The organism is Marinobacter sediminum, assembly GCF_016820575.1.
In the GTDB taxonomy this organism is placed as follows: domain Bacteria; phylum Pseudomonadota; class Gammaproteobacteria; order Pseudomonadales; family Oleiphilaceae; genus Marinobacter; species Marinobacter sediminum.
This window is the reverse complement of the sequence record NZ_JAEMQH010000001.1, coordinates 1,313,511-1,326,554: the sequence shown is the minus strand read 5'-3', so window position 1 is coordinate 1,326,554 and position 13,044 is coordinate 1,313,511. Positions and strand designations below refer to the sequence as shown.

12 protein-coding genes are annotated in these 13,044 nt (G+C 57.9%); 5 read left to right on the top strand and 7 right to left on the bottom strand.

The genetic code is table 11. The features are described 5' to 3' along the window. Window positions 1-19: 19 nt before the first annotated feature. Window positions 20-1,462, top strand: coding sequence for a WS/DGAT/MGAT family O-acyltransferase (locus FGO67_RS05890; RefSeq protein ID WP_203299734.1), 1,443 nt, complete (start codon window positions 20-22; stop codon window positions 1,460-1,462). Here FGO67_RS05890 and FGO67_RS05885 read toward each other — a convergent pair. Next, window positions 1,452-2,081 carry a TetR family transcriptional regulator gene (locus FGO67_RS05885; protein ID WP_203299983.1) on the bottom strand — a complete coding sequence of 210 codons (630 nt, stop codon included), beginning with the start codon at window positions 2,079-2,081 and terminating at the stop codon, window positions 1,452-1,454. The genes FGO67_RS05890 and FGO67_RS05885 overlap by 11 nt on opposite strands. A gap of 193 nt (window positions 2,082-2,274) precedes the next feature. Between FGO67_RS05885 and FGO67_RS05880 the strand changes: the two genes are divergently transcribed. Further along, window positions 2,275-3,378 (top strand): ferredoxin reductase, encoded by a 1,104-nt coding sequence (locus tag FGO67_RS05880; protein ID WP_203299733.1) that lies wholly within the window; start codon window positions 2,275-2,277, stop codon window positions 3,376-3,378. 53 nt (window positions 3,379-3,431) lie between these two features. Next, complete coding sequence (locus FGO67_RS05875) at window positions 3,432-4,535, top strand: fatty acid desaturase family protein (RefSeq protein WP_203299732.1); 1,104 nt, start codon at window positions 3,432-3,434, stop codon at window positions 4,533-4,535. On the opposite strand, the gene FGO67_RS05870 is transcribed toward FGO67_RS05875, so the two are convergent. Further along, window positions 4,523-4,960 (bottom strand): RrF2 family transcriptional regulator, encoded by a 438-nt coding sequence (locus tag FGO67_RS05870; protein WP_203299731.1) that lies wholly within the window; start codon window positions 4,958-4,960, stop codon window positions 4,523-4,525. The two genes, FGO67_RS05875 and FGO67_RS05870, sit on opposite strands and share 13 nt — an antisense overlap. A gap of 252 nt (window positions 4,961-5,212) precedes the next feature. On the opposite strand from FGO67_RS05870, the gene moaA reads away from it, so the two are divergent. Continuing rightward, window positions 5,213-6,205 carry a GTP 3',8-cyclase MoaA gene (gene moaA, locus FGO67_RS05865; protein ID WP_203299730.1) on the top strand — a complete coding sequence of 331 codons (993 nt, stop codon included), beginning with the start codon at window positions 5,213-5,215 and terminating at the stop codon, window positions 6,203-6,205. Between the two features lie 32 nt (window positions 6,206-6,237). Here the strand turns inward: moaA and FGO67_RS17040 are convergent, their stop codons facing one another. Both FGO67_RS17040 and FGO67_RS05860 read right to left on the bottom strand, forming a co-directional pair. Continuing rightward, on the bottom strand, window positions 6,238-6,372 hold the full coding sequence (locus FGO67_RS17040) for a putative transporter small subunit (protein WP_238942178.1): 135 nt from the start codon (window positions 6,370-6,372) through the stop codon (window positions 6,238-6,240). Beyond that, window positions 6,369-8,045 carry a sodium:solute symporter family protein gene (locus FGO67_RS05860; RefSeq protein WP_203299729.1) on the bottom strand — a complete coding sequence of 559 codons (1,677 nt, stop codon included), beginning with the start codon at window positions 8,043-8,045 and terminating at the stop codon, window positions 6,369-6,371. The genes FGO67_RS17040 and FGO67_RS05860 overlap by 4 nt, the downstream gene beginning before the upstream one ends. A 531-nt stretch (window positions 8,046-8,576) precedes the next feature. Between FGO67_RS05860 and FGO67_RS05855 the strand changes: the two genes are divergently transcribed. Further along, complete coding sequence (locus FGO67_RS05855; protein WP_203299728.1) at window positions 8,577-10,109, top strand: cryptochrome/photolyase family protein; 1,533 nt, start codon at window positions 8,577-8,579, stop codon at window positions 10,107-10,109. 5 nt (window positions 10,110-10,114) lie between these two features. On the opposite strand, the gene FGO67_RS05850 is transcribed toward FGO67_RS05855, so the two are convergent. Genes FGO67_RS05850 through FGO67_RS05840 form a run of 3 tightly spaced genes read right to left on the bottom strand, consistent with a single transcriptional unit; the run spans window position 10,115 to window position 13,037 of the window. Next, window positions 10,115-11,230, bottom strand: a complete 1,116-nt coding sequence (locus FGO67_RS05850; protein ID WP_203299727.1) for an ABC transporter ATP-binding protein — start codon at window positions 11,228-11,230, stop codon at window positions 10,115-10,117. Between the two features lie 18 nt (window positions 11,231-11,248). Beyond that, window positions 11,249-12,118 carry a carbohydrate ABC transporter permease gene (locus tag FGO67_RS05845; protein WP_203299726.1) on the bottom strand — a complete coding sequence of 290 codons (870 nt, stop codon included), beginning with the start codon at window positions 12,116-12,118 and terminating at the stop codon, window positions 11,249-11,251. After that, window positions 12,111-13,037, bottom strand: a complete 927-nt coding sequence (locus FGO67_RS05840) for a carbohydrate ABC transporter permease (RefSeq protein WP_238942177.1) — start codon at window positions 13,035-13,037, stop codon at window positions 12,111-12,113. Before FGO67_RS05840 ends, FGO67_RS05845 begins: the two co-directional genes overlap by 8 nt. Between the last annotated feature and the right edge of the window lie 7 nt (window positions 13,038-13,044).

Genomic DNA, 13,044 nt, shown 5'->3' with positions numbered 1-13,044 from the left:
TCGTGGAGTACAACAAGGAATGAAACGCCTGGGAACATTGGATGCCTCCTGGCTGGCCGTGGAGTCTGAGGACACCCCGATGCATGTGGGGAACCTGCAAATCTTTTCACTGCCAGAAGGCGCTCCCGAAACCTTCTTGCGCGACCTCGTCACTCGGATGAAAGAAACCGGTGAGGTTGCTCCGCCCTGGAGCTACAAGCTGGCTTGGTCTGGAATGCTGGGGCGACTGGTTGCGCCTGGCTGGAAGATCGACAAGAACATCGATCTGGATTATCACGTCCGCCATTCCGCGCTGCCCCGCCCCGGCGGTGAGCGTGAGCTGGGTATTCTGGTGTCCCGCCTGCATTCCAACCCGCTGGATTTTGCCCGGCCGCTGTGGGAATGCCACGTGATTGAGGGCCTGGAAAACAACCGCTTTGCGCTCTATACAAAGATGCATCATTCCATGATTGATGGCATCAGTGGTGTGCGCCTGTTGCAGCGGGTACTGACCACAGATCCGGACAAGCGCGACATGCTGCCGCCCTGGTCAGTGCAACCTGAACATCGGCGCGCCAGCAAAACCGACGCCGACGCGAGTATCCCCGCAGCCATTGCCCAGGCCAAAGATGCCCTCAAGCTGCAGGCCGATATGGCGCCACGGCTGTGGCAAGCGGGTAATCGCCTGCTGCACTCCGTGCGCCACCCTGAGGATGGGCTGGCGGCGCCCTTCATGGGGCCGGTCTCCAAGATCAACCACCGGGTTACTGGCCAGCGGCGATTCGCCACCCAGCACTACCAGCTGGACCGGATCAAGGCCGTGGCCCACGAAACCGGCGGCTCACTGAACGACATCGTGCTCTACCTGTGCGGCACTGCCCTGCGCCGGTTCTTGCTGGAGCAGGATGACCTGCCAGATACCGCCATGACGGCCGGTATTCCGGTTAACATTCGCCCGGCGGATGACGAAGGCACCGGCACTCAGATCAGCTTCATGATTGCCTCCCTGGCGACCAACGAAGCCGATCCGCTAAACCGTCTGCAGGAGATCAAATCCTCCACCCGTCGCGCCAAGGAACATTTGCAGAAGCTGCCGAAAAGTGCGCTGACTCAGTACACCATGCTGCTGATGTCGCCCTACATCCTGCAGCTGATGTCCGGGCTGGGCGGCCGCATGCGGCCGGTGTTCAACGTCACCATTTCCAATGTGCCAGGCCCTCAGCGCACGCTTTACTACGAAGGTGCGAAACTTGAGGCCATGTACCCGGTGTCGCTGATCGCCCACGGTGGTGCACTCAACATCACCTGCCTGAGCTACGACGGCTCACTTAACTTCGGTTATACCGGTTGTCGGGATACCTTGCCCAGCATGCAGAAGCTGGCCGTTTATACCGGTGAAGCACTGGATGAATTGGAGAGCCTGGTGATTCCGCCGAAACCGAAAACGACCCGGCGCGCGACCAAGAAGAAGGTTACTGGCTAACGCTGTTCCAGTTGGCGGCACCGACAAAGATCAGTTGAAGGAAGCGGATGGTCCGCTTCCGGATCTGGTCGATCTGGTAGTCATCGCCGGCAGACACCCCCAACAGGTCGGTCAGACTGAAGGCAACACTGCGCACCACCAGATCACTGGTCATGTCCAGATCGCTGTCGCTGAGGTGATCCACCAGACGCAACCGTCGCAAGTCGTTTGCCAGCTCGCTGGCAAAGAAGCGCATCTCACTGCGGATCCCCTCCTGAACAGCCCTGCTCTCACCCGCCAATCCTTGCGCCATAAACAGAAAGAAACTGCGGTTGGCCTGGGCGTGGCTGATAAAGATGTCCACTGATTCCTCAATCAACTTATCCGCCTGCGACACATGCTCACGGGCTTCCCGCATCATTCGACGCAGCACCAAACCTAACTCGTCCACCAGCTGCAAGCCCAGATCGTCCATATTGCGGAAGTTGCGATAGAACGAGGTAGGCACCACACCCGCCTGTCGGGTGACTTCCCGGATGCCGAGACTGGCAAAATGCCGGCCCTTGCCCACCAGGGTAAGCGCCGCACTCATCAGCTTTTCACGGGTTTCACCCGGCTTTCTGCGTTGTCTTTCCGCCATCATTTACCCGTAGCCATTGCAGTTGAAGCGTTGGTGACAAGTGTACACACCCGAAAAATTTAAGGTACCCAAAGCAAGTCATTTTGCGCCAGAAATGAACTCCTCATTGTGTGCCTTCAAGCTCAGGTGTACAGTCGTACACATTAGTGAACAACTGTACACACAGTACAGAATGAATTGCGGAGAACAGATCATGCTGGCACTACAGAAGCACAGAGCACCACTTCAATGGCTCGGCAGACAGCTATTTAACCGAGATGATGGGGTCGCGTTCTTTGATCCGTTACTCGAGCGCATCAATCCAATGTGGGTACAAGAGTACACACCGGCACGAGTCCAGAGGATTATTCGGGACACAGCTGACACCCGGACCTTCGTCTTGAAGCCGGCTCGCCGCTGGCAGGGGTTTGCCGCCGGGCAACACGTGAACATCTGTGTCGAGATAGACGGTGTTCGACACCAACGCACCTTTAGCCTATCCAGCTCAACCACACTCTGGCACGAGCAGGGACTGGTTACCCTGACCATTAAACGACTACCTGGCGGCCGGGTGACCAACTGGCTGCACGACCAGCTGAAAGCCGGTGCCGTAGTAGGCCTCAGCGAGGCATTTGGCGACTTCCTGCTGCCCGAGCCGATCCGCCCCATCCTGTTCATCGCCGGTGGTAGTGGCATTACCCCGATCCTGAGCCAACTCAAAACGATGGCGGTCCAGGGTTTCCGCGCCCCGGTGACACTGCTGTATTTCGTTCGTGACCACGACCATGCGATCGCCGGTGAACATTTGGAAAACCTGGCAGCCAGCCATGACCTGCTTTCGGTGAAGGTCATCACGACTCAGGGCTCCAGCGAACCACGCTATCTGACCGATGCCGATCTCGGCGCGATCACCGATCTCAGAAGCCGCGATGTTTACCTGTGCGGCCCACAGGGATTGATGACGTTGGCAGGTGAGCTGCTTGATGCCCGGGGCGTGGAGCGTGAAAAAATCCACAGCACCTATTTTGCTGCGCCACAAACAGACCTCTGCAGCCAGGATCTGGGCGGCAAGGTGCGGTTTGCCCGGAGCAACCTGGACGTTGACTCCACCGGAGACGCCCCGCTGCTGGAGATTGCAGAAGCGGCAGGCCTGACGCCACAACATGGCTGCCGCATGGGCATCTGCCACCAATGCAGTTGCCGGAAAACCAGCGGCACCGTCGTCAACCGCCTGACCGGCCAAGCATCCGGCCCGGGAGAGGACACCATCCAACTGTGCATTTCCATCCCTCAGGGGCCAGTGGCCCTGGATATTTAACGGCTTTATTCGAACAGAATGGCCGTGCCTCAGAGCATGGCAAGGAGCACACCATGAAACAGATGACCGAAGCCCAGCTTTCAGAGCTGGAACAGGATCTCAACGCTATCCGGAATGACGTCCTGGCTGATCTCGGCGAACGCGACGCCCGCTACATCCGCCGCATAGTCCGCCTGCACCGCACCCTTGAGGTGGGCGGCCGGGTTATGATGCCCTTCGGCTTCATTCCACCGGTGTTTGTAGCGGCTACTGCGGCTCTGGGTCTGTCCAAGATCATTGAGAACATGGAGATCGGCCACAATGTGATGCATGGCCAGTACGACTGGATGAACGATCCCAGCCTGCACTCACAAACCTACGAGTGGGACACCGCCTGCTCCAGTGAATCCTGGCGCCGCACCCACAATTACGAGCACCACACCTACACCAACATCATCGGCAAGGATCGGGACTACGGCTATGCCGTGCTGCGCCTGAGCGACGACGAAGCGTGGCGGCCCAGGCACAGTCTGCAGTTTATTAACTACATTCTGCTGAGCACCTTCTTTCAATGGGGTGTGGGCCTGCACGAACTGGAAATCGAACGACTGCACCGCCGGGAAATCACATTGAAATCGAAGCTGCCGTTCTTGAAGGAATTTTTCAGGAAGGGTGGGCGTCAGGCCTTTAAGGATTATGTGTTTTTTCCGCTGCTGACCTTACCGGTCGCGCCCATCGTGCTGGCAGGCAACATCGGCGCAAATCTGATCCGCAACCTGTGGTCGTCCACCGTAATTTTTTGCGGCCATTTCACCCAGGATGCCGAGACCTTTACCGAAGAAGAATGCTGGGGCAATGGCAAGAGTGAGAGCAAAGGCCATTGGTACCTGCGCCAGCTCTCCGGCTCATCCAACTTCACCGGTAGCCGATGGGTTCATTTGCTGAGCGGGCACCTGAGTTTCCAGGTAGAGCATCATGTATTCCCGGATTTGCCCGCGCACCGCTACCCGGAAATTTCCGAGCGGGTAAAAGCGGTGTGTGACAAGCACGGCATTCACTACAACACCGGCAACTTTGCCCGGCAGTACGGCACTGTGCTTAAACGCATCGCTGCTTTTTCACTACCAGACCGGCTGCGGGCAAGGCTGCCCGCGCTGAATGTGGGTCAGGCGACCTGAAGCAGTCGCAACAACTGAGGCCGGTGTTGATCCTGAATCACATCGGCCAGGGTGTAGTTATCCAGCACCCCCAGAAATGCCTCCAGCGCTTCACCAAACATGCCTTTCATACCGCATACCGGCGCGATCTTACAGGCGTTTTTCGAGGTAAAGCACTCGACGATGCTGAGGTCCTGTTCGGTTTCCCGCACCAGAACCCCCACTCGGATTTCGGTCGGCGCCATCAGCAGGCGCATACCGCCTTTCTTTCCGCGAATGGTCTCGATGTAGCCCTTCTTGTTGAGCTGGTGCACCACCTTCATCAAATGATTCTTGGAAATTTCATAACTGTCGGCAATTTCCTGGATGGTAGCCAGGCGATCACCCTGCACCGCAAGATAAATCAGCACTCGCAGAGAGTAGTCAGTGTAACGGGTGATGTGCATTCGGTACTCCAGGTCTGCTTTGCATTGATAAGGATCGATATATACGGAGAAAGCCAATAACCGGTTTTGTCCGCCAACACAGACAGACCGCACCTTGCATCCCCGCCCAGAGCAATATCCTGTTTAAGGGTTTGCACAATCGACGTACTCAAACCACCGGACTCACGCGGGGGGATCGGATTCCGGGAGTTAATCTGCGATACTCGAATTAACGTATCTCAATTTTCACTCAGCCGGCAGGAAGCAAAACCAATGGCCCGCAGCAAGCTGACAGATCGCTTTGGTCGCACAGTGGACTACGTACGCCTGTCCGTGACCGACCGCTGCGACTTCCGCTGTGTTTACTGCATGGCGGAAGAAATGACCTTTTTGCCCCGCCAGCAGATACTGTCCCTGGAAGAGCTGGCGCAAGTGGCGAGAACCTTTGTGGATCTGGGCACCGAGAAGATCCGACTGACCGGCGGTGAACCCCTGGTCCGGAAGGACATTCTCGAACTGGTCAAGGACATCGGCTCCCTTGGCCTGCGGGATTTCGCCATGACCACCAACGGCAGCAAGCTCACTACCATGGCCGAGCCATTGCGCAAGGCTGGCTTGAAGCGCCTGAACATCAGTCTCGACTCCCTCGATCCGGACAAGTTTCATCGCATAACCCGCACCGGCCGACTGAACCAGGTGCTCGAAGGTGTCGACGCGGCCCGGGAAGCCGGGTTTGAAGGGATTAAGCTAAACACCGTGGTGATGAAAGGCGGTAACGATGAAGAAGTGCCGGCACTGGTAGACTTCGCCCGCCGGAAAAACATCGACATCACCTTCATTGAAGAGATGCCTCTCGGGGAGATTTCCGAGCACGATCGCGGCGAAGCGCTGTGCACCAGCGATGAGGTGCGCGACATTATTCGCCAGCACCACGAACTGATGCCAACACCGGAGGATTCCGGCGGCCCGGCGCGCTACTTCCGGATGCCGGACAGCAACACCAAGGTGGGCTTCATCTCACCCCACTCCCACAACTTCTGCTCCACCTGTAACCGGGTACGGGTCACCGTGGAAGGCCGGCTGCTGCTGTGCCTGGGCAACGAGCATTCGGTAGACCTGCGCCACGTGCTGCGCAGCCATCCGGAGAGCGATGAGAAATTGCGGGAAACCATCATCAACGCGATGGACCTGAAACCCGAGCGCCACCACTTTTCCAGCGAAGGCGATGTCCAGATCCTGCGTTTCATGAATATGACCGGGGGCTGAGTCCTGCCGCCCCCGGCTCTTCGTTACTCAATTCAGATAAGATCCTCATCCGAATCGCGAGCGTTGCGCGCATCCCGCACCACCGCTCCGCAGATCACTGTCAGCACTCCGAGAGTGAGTGCCGGCCAAATCAGAATGTAAGCTCCGTAAATCAGTTCATTGCTCATTTTGCACCCTCCGCTACCAGGCTACCGCTATCTTCGAATTCGGCATCGTCGTAGTCACCGACACGCCGCTTGATCAGATCAAAATCGAAACGCTCGTTGCTCATCAGCGTCATTGCCGTGCAAACCGCCGCACTTGCACCGTACGCGGTGAGCGATGCCACCAGCACCATGTAATCGCGCAGGAAACCGGTCGCGAAGATCAGCATGGCAACCAACGTCAACGCAGCGGCCACAAGGCCGGCTGCGCGGCCGAGGAATCCGAACACCATCAGCCCGATCACAACAGCCCCACCCACTGAGGCGAGCACTTCAAAAACCAGCACGGTTGCACCGGTCATCTCCAGCAACTCGAAGCGGGCAATGCAGAACAGCGCCATAGCAACCACCACCGACCAGGTAAAGGCGGCATTGGTCACCCGATCCCAGTAGCAACTGACAATCACCGGGAACACGATGGCGCCCCAAAGCGCACCCACAAATACCAGCATGACCAGAATATCCAGCGAAAAGCTGGCGAAGATGAGCCCGGCTACCGTCGCCACAATCATGGTGATTCGACCAACCAGCATCATCACTTTCGGATTCGGGTTGTTACGGGCAATGTTCTTGCCGTACACGTCCGCCATCATGATGGTGGACAGAGCGGAGAGGTCGGAGTCGGCAGTGGACGACAGCGAACCAATCACCAGTACAAAGAACAGCGCCACGAAGACTGGCGACAGATAGGTGGACACCATCTGCGGGATCAGGTTGTTCATTTTACCGTCTATCGGCTCCATACCTACCGACAGCGCCATCAGGCCAATCATGCCCAGACCGATCACAATCGCACCATAGCCTAGAGTGGCGGTCACGAAAGTCGACTTGATATGACTCTCACGCACGGCGAACAGTCGTTGGGAAATAGTCTGGTTGCCGATCGCATAGGCCAACACCGCCACAAAGAAAGGCGCGCCCTGGTTAAGGATGGCGTCCATTGAGAACAGATCAGCTTGCTCGTCAGTCATTAGTTCAAGACCTTGAACCATGACTTCGGGCCCACCTGCGGAAAACAGCACGGCCGGAATAATGATGATGGCAATAGCCATCAGCGCCACCAGTTGGGCAAAGTCGGTAAATACTGAGGCCCGGAAGCCAGAGGTCAGGGTATACGCCAGCACCCCTACCCCGGCGATCAAGACACCGGCCTCAAACGAGAGCGGCGACAATACCGACACCAGAGCACCTGCCGCGGTGAAGTTAACCATCAGGCTGATAACGCTACCGAGGATGTTGGAAATCGCCAGAATCATCTGGCTGGAGGCGCCATGGCGCGCATGAATCAATTCACCCAGGGTGTGACCATTGGGCGCCAGCTTACGAAACCGGCGACCAAACGGATAGATAAAGAGAATCATGAGGGCTCCCCAGAGACCGTAATGGATAGGCCCTGAGACGCCATAGGTATAGCCGGAAGTGGCGGCTGCGTAGAATGATGCAGCCCAGATCCAGGTCGCGGTCATGCTGGCCGCACCCATGCCAAAACCGACATGGTGCCCGGCTACCATGAAACCGGAAGTATCCTCTTTGTCCTTTCGGATCAGCAGAGTCAGAAGGTAGGTGCCGCCATAGAAGGCGGCGAGCAATAACAGTACCGTCAGGGTAGAAAACTGAGTGAATCCGTTCTCGTTCAAATCGTTACCTCTCTTTTGTATCGACAGCACGCCGGCGGGTGGCACGGACGTAAAAACCCGTGAACCGGAAAGGGCGTGTCAGGAAAGCCTCTTTGGGCTGGGAGGCCGCAGGGCGGCGAGGGGCGTGCAAGCCCCGGAGTCGAAACTGGCTAAGGAAAAATCAGGTGCGCCAGTAGCTCCGAAAAATATTTTGATGTCATTAGTTTAATAGGTCCCATTAACCAGAGATCAGGCGAGGCCAAAGTGCATTTCGGAGCTTACGGTCAGTGCCGACGGTGTTTCCGAAAGTCTATAACTGGCTCATTTTAATGGTTAATCATCCGAACACCCGGATGCGGCGCTACAAGACTCTACGCAAGTAGAATGAGACAGTCCAGTTTTTAGACCACTTAATATTAGTGTGCGATTATCTAATCGAGCGATGCTGCCCCTGTCCGGCTGCCGTGGAATTTTCCTCTGAACCAGGCTTGTACCTGCTGCGTAACGTTGAGATCTTTTCCAAACTATCGCAGCCACCCGGAGCATCGCACCATGGCCAACCTAATCTTGATCCTGGGCGACCAGCTCACACCGGACATCAGTGCACTGGACGGCGCCGACAAACAGCACGACCGGATCGTGATGGCCGAAGTCCATGACGAAGCCAGCTACACCAATCACCACAAGAAAAAACTGGTGCTGCTGTTCAGCGCCATGCGCCACTTCGCCCAGCAGCTTGAGCAAGAGGGCTGGCAGGTGCATTACCAGCGCTATCATCCAGATAACGAGCATCAAAGCCTTGAAGCCGTGGTCGCCGCCCAGGCCAAAGACCTGAAGCCGGAACGAATCATCACCACTGAATGCGGCGAATGGCGCCTGCATGCGCAAATCAGCGAGTGGCACAAGGAACTGGACCTGCCGGTGGAAATTCGGCCGGACACCCGGTTTATCGCCACCAAACAGGAGTTCCAGGACTGGGCCGAAGGCCGCAAGCAGCTCCGAATGGAGTTTTTCTACCGGGAGATGCGCCGCAAGACCGGCTTGCTGATGGACCCGGGCGGCAAGCCCGAAGGCGGAGAGTGGAATTACGACGCCGACAACCGGCGCAAATGGACCGGCAAACCCGCGGCCCCAGCGACGTTTCGAGTGGAGCCGGATGACACCACCCAGGCAGTGATCGATCTGGTCAACGAGCATTTCGCGGATCACTTCGGCACCACCGACGACTTCCATTTTGCCGTCACCGCCGAGGACGCACAGCAGGCATTGGCGCATTTCATCGATTACGCCCTGCCCTGCTTTGGTGACTTCCAGGACGCCATGTCGGATCACGAGGACTGGCTGTTCCACGCCATCCTGTCGCCCTATATCAACAGCGGCCTGCTGGACCCGCTCACCGTGTGCGAGGCCGCCACCCAGGCCTGGTATGCCGGCCAGGCACCGATCAATGCGGTGGAAGGCTTCGTTCGACAGATTCTGGGCTGGCGGGAGTTTGTGCGCGGTATCTACTGGATGAACATGCCGGGCTACGCCGAGGAAAACCGGCTGGGCAATACCCGCTCCCTGCCCTGGTTTTACTGGACCGGTGACACCAAGATGCGCTGTATGCACAAGGCTATCGACAACACCCGCCGCAACGCCTACGCCCACCACATCCAGCGCCTGATGGTCACTGGCAACTTCGCGCTGCTGGCCGGGATCAAACCCGAGGAAATCTGTGACTGGTATCTTGGGGTCTACGCCGACGCCTACGACTGGGTGGAGCTACCGAATGTGCTGGGCATGGTGATGCACGCCGATGGCGGCTACCTGGGCTCCAAACCCTATGCCGCCAGCGGCAAATACATTCAGCGCCAGTCAGACCACTGCGCCAACTGCCACTACAACGTCAACAAGAGCACGGAAGAGGATGCCTGCCCGTTCAACGCGCTTTACTGGCACTTCATCGACCGTCATCGGGACGACTTCGCCAAGAACCCACGCATGGGCATGATGTATCGCAACTGGGACAAGCAGAAACCGGAAAGGAAGGAGGCGCTGCTCAACCGGGCCAACAAGTTGCTGGACCAGATCGAGCAGCTTTAAAGCCTTTAGCCAGTGATGCGTTTTTCGGTTTCCGGATCGAAAAACACCACTTTCTTCATATCGAACATCAGCTCGGCCGTTTCACCCCACGTTACCGGGTGCTCCGGATCGATCCGGCAGTGCACGTTGGTGTCGTTCAGGCGGATCAGGGCAATCACGTCCGGGCCAGTCGGCTCGGTCACCTCAATCGTGAACTCGCCGGTGGTGACCAGGGCCTGATCGCTTTTCTGGTCCTGGGGCTGGGTGATGTGCTCCGGACGAATGCCCAGCACCACTTTTTTGCCGACACGATCGGCCAGGTATTCTGGCAGCGGCAGCTTCAGCGAGCGGCCGTCGCCACCCTGCACTTCGGCCTGCAGGCCTTGCTCGCCCTGCTCGACATTCACGTGCACGAAGCTCATCGCCGGTGATCCCATAAAACCTGCCACGAACATGTTCTGCGGCGAATCATAGACCTGCTTGGGCGTGCCCAGCTGCTGCAGCTCACCGTCTTTCAGCACCGCGATGCGGTCGGCCAGGGTCATAGCCTCGATCTGATCGTGGGTGACGTAGACGATGGTGGTCTGCAGGCGCTGGTGCAGCTTCTTGATCTCGGTGCGCATTTCCACACGCAGCTTGGCGTCCAGGTTCGACAGCGGCTCATCGAACAGATAGATGCGCGGGCGGCGTGCCAGGGCGCGGCCCATGGCGACCCGCTGCTGCTGGCCACCGGACAGCCGTGACGGCTTCTTGTCCAGCAAGTGCGAGATCTGCAACAGGTCGGCAACCCGCTCCACTTCCTGCTCGATCTGTTCTTTCGGCATGCCGCGGATCTTCAGGCCAAAGGCGATGTTCTCGCGCACCGACATGGTCGGATACAAGGCGTAGGACTGAAACACCATGGCGATATCCCGGTCTTTGGGCTCCACGCCGGAGACGTCCTTGCCGTCGAGCACAATTTCGCCATCGGAAATGGATTCCAGCCCGGCGATGGTGTTCATCAGGGTGGATTTACCGCAGCCGGACGGACCGACCAGAATCAGGAATTCGCCCGAGGCAATATCGATATCGATACCTTTGAGGGTCTCCTCGGCCGCTCCGGGATAGGTTTTGCGAATTTTACGCAGTTCCAGTTGAGACATTGTTGTTTTCCTCTCAGGTCAGCCTTTGACAGAGCCGGCGGTCAGGCCCCGGATGAAGTATTTACCCGCCACGATGTACACCACCAGCGTTGGTAGTGCCGCAATCATGGCCGCTGCCATATCCACGTTGTATTCCTTCACGCCGGTGCTGGTGTTAACCAGGTTGTTAAGCGCAACGGTGATGGGCTGGCTGTCGCCACTGGCGAACACCACCCCGAACAGGAAGTCATTCCAGATCTGGGTGAACTGCCAGATCAGCGACACCATGAAAATGGGTGTCGACATGGGCAACAGAATGCGGAAAAAGATGGTGAAGAAGCCGGCGCCATCCAGGCGGGCCGCCTTGATCAGTGCATCAGGGATGGCCACGTAGTAGTTCCGGAAGAACAGCGTGGTGAATGCCACCCCGTAGATCACGTGCACCAGCACCAGACCGGGTGTGGTGTTGGCCAGCCCGAGCTGGCCCAGGGTTGCCGCCATCGGCAGCAGCACCACCTGAAACGGCACGAAGCAGCCAAACAGCAACAGGCCGAACAGCAGGTCTGAACCGCGGAATTTCCACTTCGCCAATACGTAACCGTTGAAGGCGCCCAGCAGCGTGGAAATCATCACCGCCGGGACGGTCATCTTGAAGGAGTTCCAGAAGTAGCCGCTGATGCCCTCGCACTGCACGCCGGTGCAGGCTTCAGACCAGGCTTTGGTCCAGCCGATGGTGGTCCATTCGGTGGGTAGTGCCACCAGGTTGCCGGTACGGATGTCCATGGGTGTCTTGAAGCTGGTCACCAGCATGATGAACAGCGGCACCAGGTACACCAGGCACGCCAGAATCAGCAGGCCGTAGATAGCAATACGGCTGGGGCGAAGCCCGGGACGAGTCATATCAGTCATGGCGCTTCCCCCTCAGTTCCGAGTACAGGTAAGGCACGATCAAAGCCAGGATGGCACCCAGCATCAGCATGGCACTGGCCGAGCCCAGGCCCATCTGGCCGCGGGTAAAGGTGTGGGCGTACATGAACACCGCTGGCAGGTCGGTGGAGTAACCGGGACCACCGGCCGTCATGGCCATGACCAGATCAAAGCTCTTGATGGCGATGTGAGCCAGCACCATCACCGCGCTAAAGAACACCGGCCGCAGTGACGGCAGGATGATCTTCCAGTAGATCAGTGGCAGGCTGGCACCGTCGACCCGGGCCGCCCGAATGATGGAGGAGTCGACACCGCGCAGGCCCGCCAGGAACAGCGCCATGACGAAGCCAGAGGCCTGCCAGACCGCCGCCATCACGATGGTGTAGATGGCCAGGTCGGAATTCACCAGCCAGTCAAAACTGAACGAGGTCCAGCCCCAGTCGTGCATCAGTTTTTCAATGCCCAGACTCGGGTTGAGAATCCACTTCCAGACGGTACCGGTGACGATCATCGACAGCGCCATCGGGTACAGATAAATGGTTCGGATCGCGCCTTCCTGGCGGATTCGCTGGTCCAGAAAAATGGCCAGCACCACACCGATGAACAAGCAGGCGAAGATGAACAGCCCACCAAATATCGCGAGGTTTTTGGAGGCGGTCAGCCATCGGTCGTTAGCCATCAATTTGGCGTACTGATCGAAGCCGACAAAGTCGTAGGTGGGCAAGAAGCTGGAGCTGGTGAACGACAGGATCCCGGTCCACAGCATGTAGCCGTAGATACCGATGCCGATCAACACAAAGGTTGGGGCAATCACCAGCTTCGGCAACCAGCGCTGCAGGCCGTCCAGCAGTCGTGACGGTGCGCTGACCACCCCGGCGGGGCGCCGCTGAGTTTGTTCCATGAGAATT